This window comes from Halorubellus litoreus (assembly GCF_055378595.1).
The window spans coordinates 1,310,705-1,330,462 of sequence record NZ_AP043836.1 but is presented as its reverse complement, the minus strand read 5'-3'; the positions used below and the strand labels follow the sequence as shown (position 1 = coordinate 1,330,462).

Genomic DNA, 19,758 nt, shown 5'->3' with positions numbered 1-19,758 from the left:
GACGGCTGTGCAACTCGCGCTCCGCGCGGGTCGCGGCCGTCGCTCGCAAAACGTTGATGGAAAAGTGAACGTGCCCGCGACCAGCGAACGGTGGTTCGTGTGGTCGAGCGTCGACCGCATCGGTACAGCGACCGCGCAGCGTCGCAGCCGCGACCGCGACGCCGCCGGAACCGCGACAGCGTGCCGGCAGCGGCCCCAGGAGGTGACTGCGCCCGAACGCACCGCCAAGGTTTACGTCTCGTGTAAACCTCGCTGTGGTGGCGAGGGCGTGTTCGGTTCCTCGGTTCCTGCCCGCTGCACCGGCGGCAGCGCGCAGCACCGCCACCGCGTCCGCGACCGCACCGCGCCTGCCCTTCCCCTGCTCGCAGCACGCGCGCAGTCCTGCGCGCGCTGCTCGCGGCCGGTCGGTGGCGAATCGACCGTTCGACCACCGGCTGGCGCGCGGTGTCGCGACGCGGCGAACGCCGGTGAGCCGCGTCGCGTCGATACTGCGCGAGGGACGAGGCGCGACCGGTGGTCGCGCCGAGTCGGCTGGGGAGGGCGAGGCTGTGATGCGGTGCGGTCGCGGTCGCATGGCCCGACTCGTCGCCCCACCGAAAGATACCTGTCAGTCTACCGAAAACCAGTCTGCATGGACGAACTCGCCCAGACGGCCCGGGCGTACGAGGCCGACAGCGACGCGTTCGTCGACAAGTACGAGACCGAATCCATCGCCGCGCGCTTCTGGGACGACGTCGACCCGACGTTCCCCGGCGACCGCATCCTCGACGTCGGCTGCGGCCCCGGCACCGACACCGCCACCTTCCGCGAGCACGACTACGACGTCGTCGGCTTCGACCTCACCGCCGCCTTCCTCGACCGCGCCACCGACGCCGTCGACGCACCCTTCGTCCGCGGCGACATGCGAACCCTCCCCTTCAAATCGAACGCGTTCGACGGCATCTGGGCGAGCGCCAGCCTCCTCCACGTCCCCCGCAGCGACGCCCCCAACACACTCGAAGAGTTCCACCGCGTCCTCGACGCCCCCGGCACGCTCGTCGCGACGCTCAAACGCCAGGGTACCGACCGCCACGCCGACGGCGACCGCCACTTCGAACGCTACACGCCCGACGACCTTCGCGCACTCGCCCGCGACGCCGACTACGACACCGTCACCGTCGACGGAAGCGGCGACCGCTGGCTCGAACTCACCGCCAAACGAACCGACTGAGCGGTCGCAATCAGCCCGACCCCGTCACGCCGCCTCGTCGAAGCCGTCCTCCCACCGGAACACGCCGTTACGCTGGACGACCTCGCCATCGACCTCCATGCGCGAGTCCTCGCTCACGTCCGTTATCATATCCACGTGTACCGCCGACTCGTTCCCCGACTCGCCCTCCGGGAGGTTCGCGTCGTACGCACGACCGACCGCCATGTGGACCGTATCCCGCATCTTCTCGTCGAACAGGATGTTGTCCGTGAACCGGTCGATACCCGGATTCATCCCGATACCGAGCTCGCCGAGGCGGCGCGCGCCCTCGTCCGTGTCGAGGATGTCCCCGAGGACGTCCTCGTTCACGCCCGCCGAATAGTCGACGACCTCGCCATCCTCGAAGACGAGGTGGACGTCCCGCACCTGCTTCCCGCGGAACGTCATCGGCACGTCGAACGACACCTCGCCCTCCGTGTCGTACGGCGCCGTGAACACCTCCCCACTCGGGAGGTTGCTCGAATTATACGCCACGCTCGCCGCCGAGTTCACCGCCGTCCGCCCCTCGACGGACATCGAGATATCCGTGTGGTCACCGACGACGAGCCGCACCTCCGACCCGTCGTCCAGGATCTCCTTCATCCCCGCCATCTCCTCGGCCAGCGCCTCCCAATCCCGGAGGATGGCGTCGTACACGAAGTCCTGATACGCCTCGTACGACATCTCCGCCTGCTGCGCGAGCGCCCGCGTCGGATGCAGCGTCGACACGTAATCCAAGTCCATCCACGCCTCCCTGACGGGCTCGTCCGCCTTCGACTTCGCCGCCCGCGTCCCAGCGTCCACGTCCACCGACGCACTCGCGTTCCGACTCGCACCCAACCGCAGCCCGACATCGGCGTTCTCCACGAGCGCCAACTCGTGCTCACCCACTTCGAACTCCCCAGGATGCGCCCGCAGATACGCCCGACTCGCCTCCGCCGACGAATACAACGTCACCACGTTCGCCCCACGCTCCCCCAACGCCTCCGCCACCGCCACCGCCAACTCGTGCGCCCCCTCACTCACCGACACCACCACGTCGTCGCCCTCCTCGACGCGCGCACTCCACTCGACCAGTACCTCCGCATGCTCGCGAACTCGCGAATCCATACCACGACCACCGACCGCCACCCACAAAACCAACCCGCATCCACCGTCCCACACCACACGAACCCGCCTACTGCTTACGCACCGTATAGTTCGTCCCCACCTCGTTCATGTTCAACTCGTCAGCACGCCGCTTCGCCGACTTCCGATCCTCGAACGGGCCCTCCACCTCACGCGAACCCACCATCACGTAGTAGTCGCTCATCGAACCCCCCTATCCAGTCCACGACAAAGAGTCTCACGACTCGACGCGCGAGCGACCGCGAGAACGAAACGGATGGGCCCTGGCGGATTTGAACCACCGATCGCCCGGTGTCCCACAGTCGTGACACCCACGGCGCCGCGTTTGTGTCAGCAAACTGATATGAGCCGGGTGCTGTGAACCAGACTGAGCTAAGGGCCCTCTGTCGGCGTTTTGCAGACAGACCCTCTTGAGTCTGCCGGATACGCACCGCAACGTCGTCTAATCAATCACTGCCCGGCCCGGCGTGCACGAATCTCGGTGACCAGTTCCTCCGCCCCCTCGACGACGACGCAATCCAGGCCCTCCCGCTCGTAGTGGTCGAGTTTCCGCTCGAAATCCGCCTCGTTCGGACGCTCACCCGCAGCGAACCCGTTCACCTCGACCCAGAGGTCGACCTCCGGCAGGTAGAGGTCACTCGTCCAGTTCGTCTCCGGGACTTCGGGATGAACCTCGTACACGACGTCTCGTTCGTGCAACGCGGTCGCGACAGCCAGCTCCAGTCGGCTGTCGAGCGTCGCTCCCTGCGGTCCCTCGCACGAGACGCCGTACCGCTTGCCGGCGTCGACGTCCGCACGTTCGCACGCCTCGCGCCACGACCCGAACCGCTCTTTGATGGTATCGTCACCGTATGCACCCCGCTCGGCGTACTGACGTGACGTCAGGTGGTCGCTCTCGACCGCCTGCTGGACCGCACGGAGGTCCTGTAACATCTCCGCCGTCTCCTCGGGTCCGTACGCCTCTGGCTGTCCACGTTCCAGTCCCACATCTTCGAGCAGGTCGTTCCAGCCCCTATCGAGTCGCTTGTCTATCGTATTGAGCGACGGGAATCGGTCGTCGTTCGCCGCCTCCTCGGTCGTCGGCGCTTCGCCATTCTCGGCAGCATACGCCAGCACGGCCTCCTGCAGGTCCGCGTAATCTCCATCGTCCGTCGCTCCGGTGTGTTGGTTTCCGTAAAACTCCCCCATCGAACGAATTCACGCACTGAACCATCATAAAACTACCATATTAATAACATATTGGTTCGCTTGGTGCCTCCCTGCGCGTCGGTTGCTTCGACAGACCACGGGTGCCGCGTTGAGAGTGCTGCGAGGGTGAGAGTCCGGCGGCTATGGGGTGGTTGGTGTGGGAGGAGCGCCGTCGCCAGGACTCGAACCTGGGACAACCACGTTAACAGCGTGGTGCTCTACCATCTGAGCTACGACGGCTTCTGCATTACTGTGTTGACGCGGGTCGCTGTATAGGGCTTTCGTTTCGCCGTCGGGCGTGTGGGGGTGTGTCGTGTGGTTTGGGCGCGCTGGCGTGGCTGGCTGTGGTGGTTTCGATGGGTTTTCCGTTCGAGGCGGTGAGTGGTGTGGTATGAGCGACGAGGCCGACGCCGGCGAGGGTGACGACGCGTTCGAGCGGGTGGTGGGTGAGGTCCGCGAGTGGGTGGACCCGGACGACGCGGAGTGGGCGCGGATGCGTGAGGTGGCGGGCGAGCTCGCGGCGCGTGCGGAGGCGGCGGTCGTGGAGCTGTGTCCGGCGGCGGACGTGATGCAGGTGGGGTCGACGGCGCGCGGGACGTGGATCGCGGGGGACCGCGACGTGGACCTCTTCGTGCGGTTCCCGCCGGACGTGGACCGCGAGGACCTGGAGGCGTGGGGCCTCGAGGTCGGGCACGCGGTCCTCCCCGACGGACGCGAGGAGTACGCGGAGCATCCGTACGTCAAAGGGGAGTACGAGGGGTTCGACGTGGATTGCGTGCCGTGTTATCGCGTCGAGTCGGCCGCTGACATTCGGTCGGCGGTGGACCGGACGCCGTTCCACAACGAGTACCTGGAGAGCCGACTCGACGACGACCTGGCTGCGGACGTCCGCGTCACGAAGCAGTTCTTGAAGGGTATCGGCGTGTACGGGAGCGACCTGAAGACGCGCGGGTTCTCGGGGTACGTCACCGAGTTGCTGGTCCTCGAGTACGGTGGGTTCCGCGAGTTCGTCGAGGCGGCCGCTGGTTGGCAGCCGCCGGTGGAGTTCGACCCGGAGGGGCACGCGGCGGCGTCGTTCGACGACGCGCTCGTCGTCGTCGACCCGACGGACCCGGAGCGGAACGTCGCGGCGGTGTGTTCGACGCGGAACGTCGCGCGCCTCCAGCATCACGCGCGAGCGCTCCTCGACGAGCCGACCGTCGACCGGTTCCGGCCGCGCGACCCGGAGCCGCTCGACGAGGCGGCGGTCCGCGAGCACGTCGCGCGCCGCGGGACGACGCCGGTCGCGCTCGCGTTCGCGCCACCGGACCTGGTCGACGACCAGCTGTGGCCGCAGCTCCGCCGGTCGCTCGACGGTATCGTCGACGAACTGGACCGCCGCGGGTTCGACGTGCTGCGGTCGGCGGCGTTCGCGACCGACGACCGCGACGCGGCAGCGCTGTTCGCGGAGCTCGAGGTCGCCGAGCGCCCGGCGGTGACGCGCCACGACGGCCCGCCGGTGCACGTCGACGCGCACGCGACGGGGTTCTACGAGACGTACGCGAGCGACGAGGACGCGTACGGGCCGTTCGTCGACGACGACCGGTACGTCGTCGAACGCGACCGCGAGTTCACGACCGCCGTGGCGCTCCTCGAGAGCGACGCCGTGTTCGACGTCCGCCTCGGAACGCACGTCGAGACTGCGCTCGCGGAGGACTACGACGTGCTCGCGGGCGACGCGGTCGCAGCGCTCGCGGACGACTTCGGTGTGGAACTCGCGCGGTACTTCGACCCTGCACCGTGATCACCGAGCATACGGCGTCCGCCAGGACGCCGTTTCTCGCCGCCCGCTACCGCCCGGAGCGGTCGCCAAGTCAGTCGTCGAGCGCGTGGATCTCGCGGGCGTCGTCGAGGAGGTCGCGGACGTCGTCGTCGACGTCCTCGTCGGTCGGGATGGGGTCGCGGCCGTCGAACGTCTCGTGGACCATCGCCACGCCTTCCGCGAGCACGTCGAGGCCGTAGCCGCCTTCGAGCACGAACCCGATGGGGGCGTCGACGGCGTCGGCGAGCGCGCGAAGCCGGTCGGTCATGATGGCGTACCCTTCGGTGGAGACGCGCATCCGCGAGATGGGGTCGTGGCGGTGCGCGTCGAACCCCGCCGATATCAGGAGGAGGCCGGGGTCGTAGCGTTCGATAGCGGGTGCGACGACGTCCGCGATAGCGGCGGCGTAGTCGGCGTCGCCGGCCCCCGCCGGCAGTGGGAGGTTCAGCGTCGTGCCCTCGCCGTCGCCCTCACCGATCTCGTCCACGTCGCCCGTCCCCGGGTAGAGCCCGGACTCCTGGAGGCTCGCGAAGAACACGCGGTCGTCGTCGTACCAGATGTCCTGCGTGCCGTTCCCGTGATGGACGTCCCAGTCGACGATGGCGACGCGGTCGACGTCGCGCTCGTGGAGTGCGTAGTCCGCGGCGACCGCGACGTTGTTCACGAAACAGAACCCCATCGCGTCGTCCTCGACGGCGTGATGCCCGGGTGGCCGCCCGAGCGAGAACGGCGTCTCGCGGCCCTGGTCGCCGTCGAGCGCGCTCTCGGCGACCCACTGCGCGATTCCCGCGCTCTGCATGATCGCGTCCCAGGATTCCGCGACCGCGACCGTGTCCGGGTCCCAGTCACCGCCGCCGTCCGCGCAGAACTCGCGGAGCTCCTGGACGTAGTCGGCGTCGTGCACGCGCTCGACCGCCGAGAGCGCCGCGGGGTCGGGTTCGACGTACGCGACGCCGTGCTTGCGCTTCAAGCCCTCGCGGATCGCACGCAAGCGGTCCGGCGTCTCCGGATGCCGCGGTCCGGTGTCGTGGTCGAGGCACGTCTCGCTGTAACCGAAGTTCATCTGGAGGTCACTCGAAGAGCGCGAAGTACGTCTCGATGTCTTCAGCCTTCACGGTACGTCGGTCCGCGTGTCGCGCGAGCGTCGCCGCCGCGCTCGCGACGTTGTCCGCGTAATCCTCGAGGATGTCCGCGAGCGCGATACGGGCGTCCATCGACACGCGATACGAGTTCCCGATGTCGATGCGCGCGATGCGGTCCACGGGCGCGATCGGGAGTTCGAGGTCGTCGCCGTCGAGGTCGGCTGTCACGCCGAAGTCCGACGCCATCAGCGTCTTCCGGCCGTCCTCGGTGGCGACGTCGGCGGCGTCCACGGCGAGGTCGGCACCGTGCTCCTGGATGCGTCGCGCCAGCTCCTCGGCGGCACCAGCGCTCACGCGGAGATCGCCTGCGTTCCGTCGAATGATTGTATCCACCGGCGCGAACGGCAACTCGACGCTCATACACAACTCCGGGGTCGGCCACGCCTTAGTATTTTCCGTAGACGTAACGAGGTCGGCGGAGAACGCGCTTCGCGGACGCTCGACACGTTACGGATGCTGTCAGATCGACGGGTCTGCGACCACGACGCTGCCGACTGCGGTCAGACGACGCCGTCGAACGGGTCAGGCGACACCGCGGCCCGCGGCAGACGAGGTCTCCGAACCGGTCAGACGACGTCGTCGGCGTCGACGCGACCGTCTACGAGGTCACCGCGGACCGTGACCTCCTGGCCGAGGTGGACGTCCGCGTCCGTGTCGACGCTCATCGTCTCCTCGCCGTCGTCGAGCACCACGGGATTCCCGGCCTGGACGACGGTACCCGTGAATTCCACGCGCTCGCCGTCCTCGCGGGACCGCTGGGCGGCGACCGCGCCACCACCGGCGTCGTCCGCCGTCGCCGTCTCGCCCGCGTCGTCCGTCGAGTCGCCCGCACTCGCGTCGCCGTCGTCCGCGAACGCGTCCAGTCCGGTCGCCTCCTCGTCGCTCGCGCCGTCAGCGTCGGCGGCCGCGCTCGTCGCGTTCCCGTCGAGTACCGTCACCGAGGACCGCCAGCCGGCCGACGCTTCGAGGTCGTCCTGCCAGCCGTCCTGTATCTCCACGTCCGCGAACGCCACGCGGTCGCCGGGTCCGATGTCGTAATCCGCCTTGTCGCCCCAGAGCGCCACGCGGATGTCGCCCGAGTCGTCCTGCACGCGCACGTTCCGCACCTGGCCTTCGCTCCCGTCGTCGCGGTCGAACGTCCGCTTCGGGTCCGAGGACCGCACCACGCCCGCGATGTCCACGGTCGTATCGAGCTCCAGCTCCGCGATCGGGACCGACTCCGGCTCGTACGCGATCTCCTCGTCGAGCTCCTCGATGGCGCCGCGCTCGCCGACGTGCAGCTCGAGGTCGCCGTCGCGCTCGCGCGTGTACCCGTCCACGACCTCGACGCTGTCACCCGCCGCGACCTCGTTCACGGTCTCCGCTTGCCCGTCCCACATCGTCACGCGAACGCGCCCGGTCTCGTCGCCGAGCACGAGGTTCGCGACCTTCCCCTCGCTCCCGTCGTCGCGGTCGAACGTCCGCACCGACTCCGTATCCAGCACTTTGCCCTTCACGTTCACGTCCGACAACCCGAGCGAGAGGCCGTCGATCGTGCTCTCGCCGGAGACGTCGACGTTCACGTCCGTATCCGGCGCCGGCTCGACGTCGTCGACGTTCACCTCCACGCCGTTGTAGCCCTCCTTCGGTCGCCCACCAACCTTGAGGACGTCACCGACCTCGAGCTCCTCCTCGGCCGCATCCGCTTTCTCGTCCCAGAACGCGAGCCGGACGCTCCCCGTCTCGTCCGCCACCTCGACGTTGATGACGCGGCCGTCCGGCTGGTCGTCGCCGTCGCGCTCGAACGCGCGCTTCTCGCCGACCGACGTCACCTTCGCGACGAACTTCACCTCCTCCATTCCCGGTTCGACGTCACTCACACCCTCGACTTCGCCGTCCTCGAGTTCGTGCGCGACGAGCATCGCCGCGGACTCCTCGTCGGCGAGGCCACCCATCTGCTCGACCTTCGCCTCCACCGCCTCCCGGAACTCCTCGATGGAGACGTCTGTCTCGAGGTCCTCGTAGACGTCCTCTATCGCGCCCATAATCGTACGGTTTCGCAGGGTTGGCCGCCGCTTAAGCGTTGTCCTCTCGTCGTTTCGGCGACCGCAGTCCGCGGCGGTCGTCGTCGGCGAATACTCGGCATCGACGACCCTTACGCGGACCGCTACAAGAACCCTCGGCCCGCGGCAGCGACCGCGCCGCGACCGCCCCGTCGCCGACCGTTACCGCGTCGCGTCAGTGTCGACCGTCAGCGCGTCGCGTCGGCGACGACCGTCGTCTCGCCCTGCGCCTCGTGCTTGACCGTCACCGACTTCGGCACGCCGTTCTCCGTCCCGACACCCGCCGAGTACTCGACCATCCCGAGGCACTGCTGGCACGAATCCACGTCCGTCTCCACCGCCTTCATCGTCACCGTCAACGCGCCGTCCTTCAGCTCGATGTCGACGAACGCCGCCTCGTGGCACGGATCACTCGTCGGAATCTTCCCCTCGACCGACGCACCACTATCCGTGAACGACACCGTCGCTGAATTCTCGCTCCCACACCCAGTCTTCACGGTCTCAACCGACCGATCACCGAGCGACATCGGCTGCTCGGTCGTCGACGCCTCCGTCTCCGTCGGCTGCTCGGTCGTCGACTCACCATCGTCCTCGTCGGTCGTCGACCCGTCACCGCTCCCCGTACCGTCACTCAGACACCCCGCAACAGCGAGGGAACCAGTCACCGCACTCGCCCGTTTCAACAGCGTACGTCGCTTCATATCCCACCAAAAGCCCCCTGTTTTCAAAGCCCTTTCCCACGGTGAAAAATCACTTTCAGCCAGCCCCCGCGCTAGCAGCCCCCACGCGCCGCCCCGCGATTCCACCCCACCAACATCGTAACCCTCTTGTGTACCACCGCGAAACGTAGAGATGAGTCCGGGTAGGGTAGTGGACTATCCTCTTGGCTTGCGGAGCCAGGGACCGGAGTTCAAATCTCCGTCCGGACGTAACGGGCGTACGCCCGTACCGCAGTTTTCGGCTGTGGCATGAACTGAGAAAAAGTCATGTCGCAAGCCAACCCACGTAACAACGAACACCGACCAGCCCGCCGTCTGGCGGTTTCGGGAACGTGTCATACCAGGCACAACCCCCGACGCCGTCTATCGATCTCCGAGCGCAAGCCAACTACCAGGGTGCGCGCATGAGCGAGAATCACTCCACCATCGAGGGCATCATCCTCGTTCCCGAACCGTCGCGCGCGGAACTCGGAGAACGCCAACAACTCGACTACCAAGACCACCGTGAGAACCTGCTGGAGTGGCTGCTGGTATTCGGCAAGAATCCCAGCCACGCCGAGGGATACGCGACCGCGACCACGAAGAACACCGCCCAGCGCCTCGACGCGTTCTATCGCTGGGTCTGGAACGAGTTCGACGGCTACACGACCGACATCACGCACGAACACGCGGATGCGTACATGCGGGAACTCGCCCGAAGAGACGACGGGAACTACTCGCGGAACAACACGCAGAGTTCTATCAAGCGCCTGTTCAAGTGGCAACACCACGAGCGCGGTGGCGAACTCTGGGAGCCGGAGATCGTGTTCACGGAACCGTCCGGAACGGGCGAGCCACGGGACTACCTGACGCGCGAGGAACGGAGTCGGATACGTCAGGCGGCCCTGGAGTATGGTTCAATCCCGAGCTACGACAACCTCAGCCCCGAGGAGCGGTCCAAGTGGAAGGCGTACCTCGCCCAGCGACTCAGCAAGCACAAGCGCGACGTCACGCCTGCGGACTGGGAGCGCGCGAACAGTTGGAAGTTCCCCAGTCTCGTTTGGACGAGCCTCGACGCGGGCCTTCGACCTGTGGAGGTTGAGCGCGCACGCACGACCTGGGTGGACGTCGACAACGCAGTTCTCCGGATTCCGCGCGAGGAGAGTTCCAAGAACGACGGCAACTGGACTGTAAGCCTGCAGGAACGTACCGCGAACGCACTCGACCGCTGGCTCACCGAACGAGAACAGTACGACGACTACGCGGACACCGATGCCCTGTGGCTGACGCGCTTCGAGAACCCGTATCAGACGAACTCGCTCCGCCAAGTTCTCAAGCAACTGTTCGAGATCACCGGCATCCCCACGGAGAACCGAAAAGTGTCTTGGTATATGATACGTCATAGTGTTGGCACTTATATGGCCCGCGAGGACGGCCTGGCTGCAGCCCGCGCGCAGTTACGGCATAAGTCCGTTCGCACGACTGCTCGATACGACAACGCACCACCCGAAGACCGCCGCGATGCACTCGACCGCATGGGATAATCATGGACGACAACAACCACCCGGACATCAACGAGAACCGCTTGCTCAAACTCATCGAGGAGTACGCGAACACCACCTCGCGCGAGGAAGAACGTGAGATTGAATCACAGGTGCTGGCCGAAACTGTATGGCGAATCGACAAGGACGGCAAGATGGACAATTGGGTGTCCTTCAGCAAGGGTGAGTGGAGGTCGTTGATGGACAACGTCGAACCCCTCAACGAGAACGGGAAAATGCAACTCAGACGGCCGTTCATCAAGGACCTGTAACTCGGCTCCTCTCCCTTCTGGTGGGCATCCGCGAGAACCCGGCGACCTTCCATACGTCCTGTCACCCGAACCAGAGTGAAACCCTCCAATCCAGGCGGTACGCCGGTTATATTCGAGTCTCGTTTTATACTCAATTCGGCATATTCGCTTACTGTACCGAGACACAGATAGACTGTGTCCCCGACCCTCGTACAGCCACGGACGGCTCTCGTACTGCGTTTCAGCGGCCAAACGTAGGAAGACCCACGGAAACACAGGAAAGCCAGCACGGGCCGCTACAGGACTTCTGTGTGGGTTCTACAGGTGCATCTCTCTCCGCTGTTCTCCCCGACCTCAACAGCGTGCTATAACTCTGTCACACTACAACTGTACACCAGCTGCTATCCACTACAGTCCGTGTAGATATTTCCATGTACTTCAACGAGAAGGCCGCATCTCACACTCAAAAGTGTACATGAGGAGTGTGTTCATGTAGGCTGTCTTATTACCACTATGATTACTACCAGTATGACACCCACTTAGAAGTCCACGGTGTGATTTCTCAAGAACAGGCAGCGCTCCACGGATCTCCCGACCTTCTCGTTGTAGTCCGCCAATGAGTGACAGGACTCTTAGGACACACCGCCGGAGACTGCCTGATTACTAAACGTCTGGTTTCCGGCGCTTTGGGGTATTGAACCGGGTACTAACGACCGACATGGTTAATACCGCTCACCGAGTTATACTACTGTAGAAGAACCACCGAGGCGTAGCCTTGGTCAATCGCTTGTCTGCAGTTTTCAGCGACCAACGATGTTGACGAGTGGGGGACTTCTACGGATCTAAATATATAATGACGACTACAACTGTAGCGCCGAGTGACGACTCCACTCGGTTACTAAACGACGCAAGAGAGCGGTGTTCCCGAGCAATCAGTCAAGGATTCAACCAGGATACGCCAGTTCTCATTGAGGCACTCCCGTCTACCGGCAAGAGTTCTGGGGTGATTAGGTGGGCCGCGGATACCGGACACCCTCTAACTGTACTTACTGCTCGACACGATCTCTATGAGCAGTACGAGGGATGGTGTGACAAACACGAACTGTCGTACAAACGCCTCCCATCGTTCCACAGGGATTGTGAGACGGCAAACGGAGGTTACGGGACGACTTGGGCCAAACGAGTCGGTAAGGTGTATGATGATCAGGGGCTGTTCGGTGGTGAAATCCACAGATTCGCGCATACCCTATTCGATGAAACGTTACCTTGTCAGGAAGGGGGGAAGTGTCCCTTCTACGAGGAACGGGACTTCGATCCCGATGACTATGATGTACTTATTGGATACTACACCCATGCACACTCGTCTAAGTCCCCCTACGGTACCGATATCACCAAGGACCGATTCGTAGCCATTGACGAGTTCCCCGATGGAGCTTTCCTGAAGACCTTCGATACCGGAACGGTCACCAAGGCGGTGAACGCACTACTGGGCGACTGCGATGACAGTCCGTATCAGTTCAAGAAGGAGCTGACCAAACAACGAACCGATACCACCCTACGCGAAGCAGGAACGGAGTGGCTCACGGAGATACTTGCTGAGCGGGATGTGGTGCAGGTTGTAGAAGACATGGCTGGTGGTGCGCACGTTGATGCTGCTACAATCGCTTACGTCGTTCTCAATGCGACGGAATTGGAGAACGGCTGGGAGTACGCTACGCTCCCCAATGGACAAGTCGGGGCTATCAACCCTACTGACGAATCAGTAACCATCCTTACTCGGCCCGATATTGGGGACGCCAAGGGTGTGATTGCCCTCGATGGAACACCTACTGTCGAACTATGGCGGCTTCTGCTTGGCGAGTCGCTTACCCACGAAGCAATTCACTCTGACGAGGAGAAGGGCGAATACCTTGAGGAGGGTCTCGGAATCCGGGTAGTACGCACGAGTGAAAACGTCAAACCGTATTCGAGCGGGATACACGTCACCCCGCCGAAGGATATTGCTCTCATCGAGGGGGTGGGACTCATCGAGGAAGAACTACCATCGCTCATTTCGTCGAGGCGGGCAATCAATCAATACAAGAAACTGGGTCTTGCCGATCTCGTCGACGATTGGACTCACTACGGTGCTACGAAGGGAATAAACAACTTCGGAAAGAAGCGGGTCGGAATCGTAGTTGGAAGCCCGCACTATGGCGATCAGGAACTACAGAAATGGGGTGCGCTGGCGGGGAAATCTCTCTCACGAGCTGAAGACCAGTACGGTTCTAACGTGGACTTCGGTGACTACGGTAACAAACTGCTGTACGGGATGAGAGAGCAGGCTGTTCTCCAAGCGCTGATGCGATTCGGTCGTGATGGAGGCGGTGCGACTGTCTACGTGCATACCTCCGCTCTCCCCGAGTGGGTCCGATATAAGGCCGTTAGCCCGCAAGTACACACTTGGGTTGGTGAAAAAGAGGGGATGAAGAAGGTGATCGCCGCAATTGACGAGTTGGAGGAGAGGGAGTGGCGGTGCAGTCAGATTGTCGATGCTGTACCGCTATCGCCCCAGCAAGTCCGCACCCACCTGAACCGACTCGAAGAGTTTGGGTTTCTGAAATCACGCCGTGGAAGTGGTCGCGGAAGACCCTACATCTGGAGTGACCATGGAATCGACTCAATCGGAGATTGGGGCCATGTGAACTTCGACGTCTGACAGGGTCTTCGAAAGTCCGGCATATACACGACTATATGCGAGACTTTCGTGAACCGTGTAGTGCCGTTGGGGGGGAGTGTAAATATTTCCGCGCTCAATATTCACACGTACTTCCACGAGAAGGGCGCGAGCGAAGCGAAGCGGTTTCCACCGGGAAGGAGGCTGAGCGTAGCGAAGCCGACTGAACCGATTCACACTTGCTCACCACGGAGTCATGTGCTCCGCGACTGTGCTACTGACCCTTCGAAACTACGTGATTTCGGGGAAAATTCTCATACGATGTAACGTTTGTTGGCGGCCTCCGATTACGTCTGGTGTTGCAACCTCCCGTCGCCCGCCGCTTCTCGCTGTCTTCCACTCAGTCAGACAGCCACCAGATGGTGTTCCGCCCGCCAATCTGTTTCCGGGTGAGTTGCCCGGCCTCCTCCAGTTGTACGAGACGATTGTACACAGACCGCCGTTGCAGCGGGAGTGCGTCCGCTACCTCAGCTGTCGATAGAACTGGGTCGTCAGTCTCCTCGAACACGGCCAGGATTTCCTCGTCGGTGACGCGCGGCTTTCGCCCTGGTTTCGAGTCGCCCACATGTGAGAGGTCGTCACTCCGGCGATTAAAGATTCCGTCTAAGGGAGTAACGCGCGCACTCTGGCGTGTCAGCGGGCAGAAGATAGGTTTACTATTACTGCCGTCTAAGGAATTAACGTAGAAGGGCCGGTCCCTCGGGGCGTGAATCATCGGAAACGCCCGTGCGTTAGAGGCGCACGGACTGGCCTTCTTGGAGCAGAAAGCCAATGTCAAGTACGAAGTCTGGAAGTCAAAAGCATACCGCCGTCGAACACCTGACCTTCACCGCGCGCACCAGTCAAAGAGTATCGTGGGAGTCCTGGGAGTTCACCGTCGTCGGCCCGTACCAGGTCAAAGTCACGAACGCCAGTTACGGCTACCTGAAGGAGGACCATGCGTATGTGGTCGGTGTCGAGGAGCGCGAGGGTGTGATTGTGCCCGCGGAGTGCGAGTGTCCGGCTGATGTCCATGGAGACAAGGACTGTAAGCACAAGGTCGCGCTCGCGACGGTCGCTGGCCCGACTGTTCTTAATGCAGCGGTCGACTTCGAGAGGCCCGCGTCCAACTCCGACGCGCTGGAGAGTGCCACGACCGCGAAGGACCTGCTAACCTCGGACACGGACGTTCTCGCCGATGACCACCAAGATTGTGCGGAGTGTGCTGGCCTGTCCACGATGCCTTGCTGGGAGTGCGTCCGCGACGGGAAGCGCCATCTGAAACTCTGAGGTCTCGACTTCTACCTCCGGGGGTAACGTACTCTGTGGAAACACCTCGATTTGAGCATCTCACTATTAGTGATGCACTGAGACGATCTGAGTTGTCAGTTACAGTGCCTGCCGTCCCCGAACAATCGGGAGAGTGTTGGTTTACTCCTCAGGCTTCGTCAGGATCAGGATGTTTTCTTCAATGTCGTCGTAGTCCGCGGTCGTCGCCGCCATGTTGCGCCAAAGACGGATCTCAGGAGGTTCAAACCCGACTCGCTCTTCGGCAAGTTCACCGAGAATCTCTGCCGTCTCTACCTCAACTTGCCAGTACGAACCGGAGTCACCTACAACATACGCAGCCTTGCCACCAGGAGCAAGCAAGTCATACACTTGTTCGAAGTGGTGTTGCATCCCTGCAAAGTACTCCTCGATCACTCGGGGGTAATACTTCCCGAACCCGTGAGAGATGTCTTCATCAACAATGATCTGCTCCATCTCAGACACAATCGAGTCTACTTGGTCGTTCTCTCGGATGTCGACCTGTTCGCCTTCATCGTCGGCAACGTAGATGTTCTTCGTGTGCGAGCGGATGTTCGCCTTCTTGATTTTTTGCAAGTCCTTGTTGTCGTCAGCGGCATTAAGCCAAATGAGTTCGAGCCGCTGATTTCTCGTGTAATCGTGTTCTGCAGGGTATGGCGGGGAAGTGATGAGATAGTCCACTTCACCATTGTGTTTGTCCGTGTTTAGTAGCTCAGATTCCTCACGGAGAGTCTTCGCTAGCTGGCGAGCGTCTGCACGAATAACCTCGGTCTCGCCCGGATCAAGGTCCCCTGACTCGACAGCTGATTGGACAGTCTCCAAATCTTCCTCGATCTCGGCGAGTTTCGATTTGAAGATCGTGAACACGTCCTTATCCCCTTCCTGCTTGCGGTCACGGGTTGCTTCAGGGCCGAATCGAACGTTACCCACGTCTTCAGGCAGAATCGCAATCATCGCCAGCTTGAACAAGTCAGTCACATCGTCGTCAGGCAACTTCTCGATGTGATACTTCAGGACCTTCATCTTCTTCAGTGGCTTCTCGGAGAGCCACCCTTTCGGCGTCTTCTTGGGTTCGCTGAAGTCGTACTTGCTCAGGTCAACATCTTCGCTGTCTTGATTCCCGAAGGAGTCGAGTGTCGTGTTCCCCTGTGATGAGATCTGTTTAAAGATTGGCTCGACAGTGGCTAGAAGGTCGGCCCGCCGGTCACGGTAGTCATCAAGATCTACGTCCCAATTCGTCTTACAGCGTGCGCTTAGGACGGATGCTGGTGAGGTATCCGTGCCGATGCAATCAATACCGAGTTTCTTGGCGGCGAGTGTGGTTGTTCCCGTCCCGTTGAACGGGTCGATAATCAGGTCTTCCTGCTCGATATCAAATTCGTCGACTAAGCCTGTGATGACTCTATCTGAGAAGGCGTAGACGAACCGATACCAATCGTGGATATCTACGTCGTCTAGACGCCCGATATTTGATTGGTGCTTCAAGCTATCTGCCTCGTTGGTTTGTGTGGTCTTCATGGTTGGCGTTTAAGTTTGTGATTGTAGCGGTGGCCAGTATCTTCGCAAACACTCGGGTTATACCAAGAGCGTCTTCGCAGACAGTCGTATTATAGCTAACTTTTCTCTCTGGTGTTGGCGAGAGATTATAACTTCAGCTTCTGGATTCTGAACCATGAGCGAAGAGATCGACAGAGAAGATTTTCGTAGTCAGGCGAAGGTATTCAAGGCACTCCAATCAGAAGGCCGACTGAAGTTACTAAAGGAGGTGAGTGATCGGCAGCCCGTTTCAGCACCCGAACTAGACGACGAGTTTGAGGTTACGAGTGAGAGCATCAAGAAGAGGCTGAATCAGTTAGAGGAAGCTGGATTGCTCAAATCGTCACGGGAACGTGGACCCGGCAATCGCCCCAGGGATGAGTACGTTCTCGCATACGAAGAGAAGGGTGTGATGGTGCAGCTCGATGTTGTGCCTGACGACTATCACTTCTATCTTGGTGAATCTGACGTAGCGCCTCCGCGCTAACTCTCTTTTTTCGTTCGAGATACGACCAACTGCGAAGACTATCGCCGATTAAATTCGCAGATATGTCGGCTCTGTGTTAGTTTTACCACCCACCCCTGCCAAGGCACATGTGTCGATGGCAAAATACAAACCAATCATCAAATGGGTGTTCGACCACCAATCCGAAGAGTACGGCACAGAAGAAGAGATCCCGTTCCATCGAGATCACATCGAGATGGCGATGGAGGACTTGGATATAAGCGTCGGAAACGTACCTGACATCCCGTATGCGTACCGTAGCCGTCGCCCGCTCCCTGACGAAATCTCTAAGCATGGGTACACGGCAGTTGTCATTGATGACAAACGTGAGGGTGAAGATCCGACCTACATGTTCACGAAGACGGAGCAGTTGATTCCCGTTCCCGATACCGTGGACGAGACCCATCAAACCAGTACCAGTGTACTCCCGGAGGCTGTCCGTAAGTACATCGGGAAAGACGAGCAGGGTGCGCTCACTCAGGTGAGGTATGCTGGCCTGCTGGATGATTTCACGGAACTCGATACTTATCATCTTCAATCGCACCTCCGGATGCGTGTCCGTGGGCGTGAGGCCGAACTTGACGACCTGTATGTCGGCGTCGATGAGGACGGGAGTCACATCGCTCTAGCTGTCGAGGCGAAGGGAGAAGGTGAGACATTGAACAGGAATCAGCTCATCCGCAACACTCGGGGGATACAAGACAAGAGCGAGTACCCTAATTCGGTACGGACGCTGGCGGTCAAGCTGGACGAAGACGGCTACTTCTACCTGTTCGAGTTCGAGGTATACCAAGATGATGAGGGGGAAGACAAGTTGGAAACCGATCAAGTCTGGAAATACGACTTCCAGTCAGAGTAAACCACTATGAGCAAGTACAAAACCGTTATCGAGCGAGTGTTCGAGGATGAAGTAGAAGCAAACGGTGTAAACAGAGAGTTGAGGTTCACTCTGGATGATTTGGAGGAAGCAATCAAAACGATGGGTCTCGAAGTGCGCTGTGCGCCTGACATCCCCTACATGTACGGGGCGAAGCGTCCCCTCCCTGAATCAATCGCCGGTCATGGCTACACCGGCATAGAAGTTGCCGAGAACGGAGACGAAGCCCAAGTGATGTACAAGTTCGCTCGGTGATCGAGAGCAACCCGCGTTCGTTCTCGACGACTTCCACCAGGTCCAGAACCCGCGCGTGATGGACGACGACTACTTCGACATGGTGCTGGAGAAGTAGGACGAGCTGGCTTGAGGATTGTGACTCAAAGTTAGACGCTAAACCCCATCTTCCGGCTAATTACATCCCCTCCAGTTGGTCCTATCCAGGGGGTTTCACCCTACAACTAATATAGGACTTTACCGTGGTTGTCGCCACCGCCAGCGCAGTAGGTTTTATGTAGTCTCGCCCCTTCTAACCTATCGTCACAGCCGAAACACGGCTCGCAAGACCACCATACTTGGGCCGATTCAAGTACTATCACTTCCTCGGAACGAAGTGACGAGGCGGCTTGCGGAGCCAGGGACCGGAGTTCAAATCTCCGTCCGGACGTTTTCAGCGGACAACAACGACGAGCGTAGCGAGGAGTGCGTCCGCTGAAAACGGACGCGCGGAGATTTGAGCAAGCGAGTCGCAGCGCGCGAACGCAGTGAGCGCGACCGTCTCGCCCAGTTCAAATCTCCGTCCGGACGTTCCTTCGTTCCTTCACTTCGTTCAGTCACTTCGTCACGTCCGGACGTGCCCCCGCTCGCTGGCGCTCGCGGGGACTCCGTCCGGACTTGCTAGTTGGTTTGTGTAGTGGTCGCTGCGATTGTGGGGACTCCGACCGAGCGTGAGCGCTCGGTCGTGCTCGACGCTCGCGGTGCTCGCGTCGAACTCCGTCCGGACGTTCCTTCGTTCCTTCACTTCGTTCAGTCACTCAGTCACGTCCGGACGTGCCCCCGCTCGCTGGCGCTCGCGGGGACTCCGTCCGGACTTGCTAGTTGGTTATTGTGTAGTGGTCGCTGCGCTCGTGGGGGACTCGGTCAGTCGTCGCGGGTCTTGTCGGTGACGACCTCGGTGACTGGTTCGTCGCTGTCTTCGGGCGTGTATTCGTGGGCGACGACGAGCGAGTGGGGGTCGCGGTTCGTCTGGATGGTGGCGGTGTACTCGACGTGCCCGATGCAGGACTGGCAGCTGTCGGCGTCGGTCGGGGTCGTCCCGATCGTCACTTCGAGGACGCCGCCGAGAACGCGCTCGGCGACGAACTGGGCGTCGTGGCAGGGCGTCGACGCCTGCACGGCGCCGGTGACCGTTGCGCCGCTGTCGGTGAACTCGATGCTACCGGTGTTCTTCGCGCCGCACGCGGTACTCGTGGTCTCGATAGCCTTCGACTCCACGGTGAGTTCGGGTTGCGTCGTCGTTCGCTCGGTGTCGCTCGTGGTCGTGTCGGTGTCGTTCGTGGTCGTGTCGGTGTCGTTCGTCGTGGGCTCGGTGCCGTCGCCACCGAGGCTGTCGAGACAGCCGGCGAGGGAACCGAGGGCGGTCGTTGCGGTCGTCGCTCGGAGGAGGGCACGGCGTCGCATACCTGTGCGTGAGGGAGCGACCGGCGGAAGTCTTGTGTTGACTGAAAGAACGAATTGACCGAAGTCAGGGCTCGGCGTGTGGTCGCCGAGTCTGTGTGGTTCCGTCGAGAGGGAAGGTGGTTTGTCCGTCGCGGCCGTACG

19 protein-coding genes and 3 tRNA genes are annotated in these 19,758 nt (G+C 61.7%); 10 read left to right on the top strand and 12 right to left on the bottom strand.

What is annotated here, in order from left to right; all coding sequences use genetic code 11:
• Positions 1–631: 631 nt before the first annotated feature.
• Entirely contained in the window at positions 632–1,210 is a 579-nt protein-coding gene (locus tag ACZ48X_RS10860) for a class I SAM-dependent methyltransferase (protein ID WP_336351054.1), read from the top strand.
• A 24-nt stretch (positions 1,211–1,234) separates the two neighbouring features.
• On the opposite strand, the gene ACZ48X_RS10855 is transcribed toward ACZ48X_RS10860, so the two are convergent.
• From ACZ48X_RS10855 to ACZ48X_RS10835, 5 genes are all read right to left on the bottom strand, one after another.
• Positions 1,235–2,338, bottom strand: coding sequence for an aminopeptidase (locus ACZ48X_RS10855; protein WP_336351053.1), 1,104 nt, complete (start codon positions 2,336–2,338; stop codon positions 1,235–1,237).
• A gap of 67 nt (positions 2,339–2,405) precedes the next feature.
• Positions 2,406–2,540 (bottom strand): hypothetical protein, encoded by a 135-nt coding sequence (locus ACZ48X_RS10850; RefSeq protein ID WP_336351052.1) that lies wholly within the window; start codon positions 2,538–2,540, stop codon positions 2,406–2,408.
• Between the two features lie 73 nt (positions 2,541–2,613).
• Positions 2,614–2,738, bottom strand: a tRNA-Ile gene (locus tag ACZ48X_RS10845).
• A gap of 68 nt (positions 2,739–2,806) precedes the next feature.
• Complete coding sequence (locus tag ACZ48X_RS10840) at positions 2,807–3,544, bottom strand: homing endonuclease associated repeat-containing protein (protein WP_336351051.1); 738 nt, start codon at positions 3,542–3,544, stop codon at positions 2,807–2,809.
• Between the two features lie 167 nt (positions 3,545–3,711).
• Positions 3,712–3,784 (bottom strand) — tRNA-Asn (locus tag ACZ48X_RS10835).
• 151 nt (positions 3,785–3,935) lie between these two features.
• Here ACZ48X_RS10835 and cca point away from each other — a divergent pair.
• Positions 3,936–5,327, top strand: a complete 1,392-nt coding sequence (cca, locus tag ACZ48X_RS10830; protein WP_336351050.1) for a CCA tRNA nucleotidyltransferase — start codon at positions 3,936–3,938, stop codon at positions 5,325–5,327.
• Between the two features lie 70 nt (positions 5,328–5,397).
• On the opposite strand, the gene ACZ48X_RS10825 is transcribed toward cca, so the two are convergent.
• From ACZ48X_RS10825 to ACZ48X_RS10810, 4 genes are all read right to left on the bottom strand, one after another.
• Positions 5,398–6,408, bottom strand: a complete 1,011-nt coding sequence (locus tag ACZ48X_RS10825; RefSeq protein WP_336351049.1) for a histone deacetylase family protein — start codon at positions 6,406–6,408, stop codon at positions 5,398–5,400.
• 7 nt (positions 6,409–6,415) lie between these two features.
• Complete coding sequence (locus tag ACZ48X_RS10820) at positions 6,416–6,847, bottom strand: histone (RefSeq protein WP_336351048.1); 432 nt, start codon at positions 6,845–6,847, stop codon at positions 6,416–6,418.
• 206 nt (positions 6,848–7,053) lie between these two features.
• Positions 7,054–8,511 carry a single-stranded DNA binding protein gene (locus ACZ48X_RS10815; RefSeq protein WP_336351047.1) on the bottom strand — a complete coding sequence of 486 codons (1,458 nt, stop codon included), beginning with the start codon at positions 8,509–8,511 and terminating at the stop codon, positions 7,054–7,056.
• Positions 8,512–8,717: 206 nt separating this feature from the next.
• Positions 8,718–9,230, bottom strand: a complete 513-nt coding sequence (locus ACZ48X_RS10810) for a hypothetical protein (RefSeq protein ID WP_336351046.1) — start codon at positions 9,228–9,230, stop codon at positions 8,718–8,720.
• A 155-nt stretch (positions 9,231–9,385) separates the two neighbouring features.
• Between ACZ48X_RS10810 and ACZ48X_RS10805 the strand changes: the two genes are divergently transcribed.
• From ACZ48X_RS10805 to ACZ48X_RS10790, 4 genes are all read left to right on the top strand, one after another.
• Positions 9,386–9,458: transfer RNA gene (locus tag ACZ48X_RS10805), tRNA-Arg, on the top strand.
• 194 nt (positions 9,459–9,652) lie between these two features.
• Positions 9,653–10,771, top strand: coding sequence for a tyrosine-type recombinase/integrase (locus ACZ48X_RS10800; RefSeq protein ID WP_336351045.1), 1,119 nt, complete (start codon positions 9,653–9,655; stop codon positions 10,769–10,771).
• Between the two features lie 2 nt (positions 10,772–10,773).
• On the top strand, positions 10,774–11,040 hold the full coding sequence (locus ACZ48X_RS10795; protein ID WP_336351044.1) for a hypothetical protein: 267 nt from the start codon (positions 10,774–10,776) through the stop codon (positions 11,038–11,040).
• Positions 11,041–12,211: 1,171 nt separating this feature from the next.
• The gene (locus tag ACZ48X_RS10790; protein ID WP_336351043.1) at positions 12,212–13,717 is read left to right on the top strand and encodes a helix-turn-helix domain-containing protein; all 1,506 of its coding nucleotides are present in this window, start codon (positions 12,212–12,214) and stop codon (positions 13,715–13,717) included.
• A gap of 358 nt (positions 13,718–14,075) precedes the next feature.
• Here the strand turns inward: ACZ48X_RS10790 and ACZ48X_RS10785 are convergent, their stop codons facing one another.
• A complete protein-coding gene (locus tag ACZ48X_RS10785) occupies positions 14,076–14,300 on the bottom strand; it encodes a FaeA/PapI family transcriptional regulator (RefSeq protein ID WP_336351042.1) in 225 nt (74 codons plus the stop codon).
• A gap of 206 nt (positions 14,301–14,506) precedes the next feature.
• On the opposite strand from ACZ48X_RS10785, the gene ACZ48X_RS10780 reads away from it, so the two are divergent.
• Entirely contained in the window at positions 14,507–15,004 is a 498-nt protein-coding gene (locus tag ACZ48X_RS10780) for an SWIM zinc finger family protein (protein WP_336351041.1), read from the top strand.
• 141 nt (positions 15,005–15,145) lie between these two features.
• Here the strand turns inward: ACZ48X_RS10780 and ACZ48X_RS10775 are convergent, their stop codons facing one another.
• Positions 15,146–16,540, bottom strand: a complete 1,395-nt coding sequence (locus ACZ48X_RS10775; protein ID WP_336351040.1) for a DNA methyltransferase — start codon at positions 16,538–16,540, stop codon at positions 15,146–15,148.
• A gap of 154 nt (positions 16,541–16,694) precedes the next feature.
• On the opposite strand from ACZ48X_RS10775, the gene ACZ48X_RS10770 reads away from it, so the two are divergent.
• From ACZ48X_RS10770 to ACZ48X_RS10760, 3 genes are all read left to right on the top strand, one after another.
• A complete protein-coding gene (locus ACZ48X_RS10770) occupies positions 16,695–17,045 on the top strand; it encodes a winged helix-turn-helix domain-containing protein (protein ID WP_336351039.1) in 351 nt (116 codons plus the stop codon).
• A 115-nt stretch (positions 17,046–17,160) separates the two neighbouring features.
• A complete protein-coding gene (locus ACZ48X_RS10765) occupies positions 17,161–17,922 on the top strand; it encodes a hypothetical protein (protein WP_336351038.1) in 762 nt (253 codons plus the stop codon).
• Positions 17,923–17,928: 6 nt separating this feature from the next.
• The gene (locus ACZ48X_RS10760) at positions 17,929–18,195 is read left to right on the top strand and encodes a hypothetical protein (RefSeq protein WP_336351037.1); all 267 of its coding nucleotides are present in this window, start codon (positions 17,929–17,931) and stop codon (positions 18,193–18,195) included.
• Between the two features lie 882 nt (positions 18,196–19,077).
• Here ACZ48X_RS10760 and ACZ48X_RS10755 read toward each other — a convergent pair.
• Positions 19,078–19,617: a hypothetical protein gene (locus tag ACZ48X_RS10755; protein ID WP_336351036.1), complete on the bottom strand. Its 540-nt coding sequence runs from the start codon at positions 19,615–19,617 to the stop codon at positions 19,078–19,080.
• Positions 19,618–19,758 lie beyond the last annotated feature (141 nt).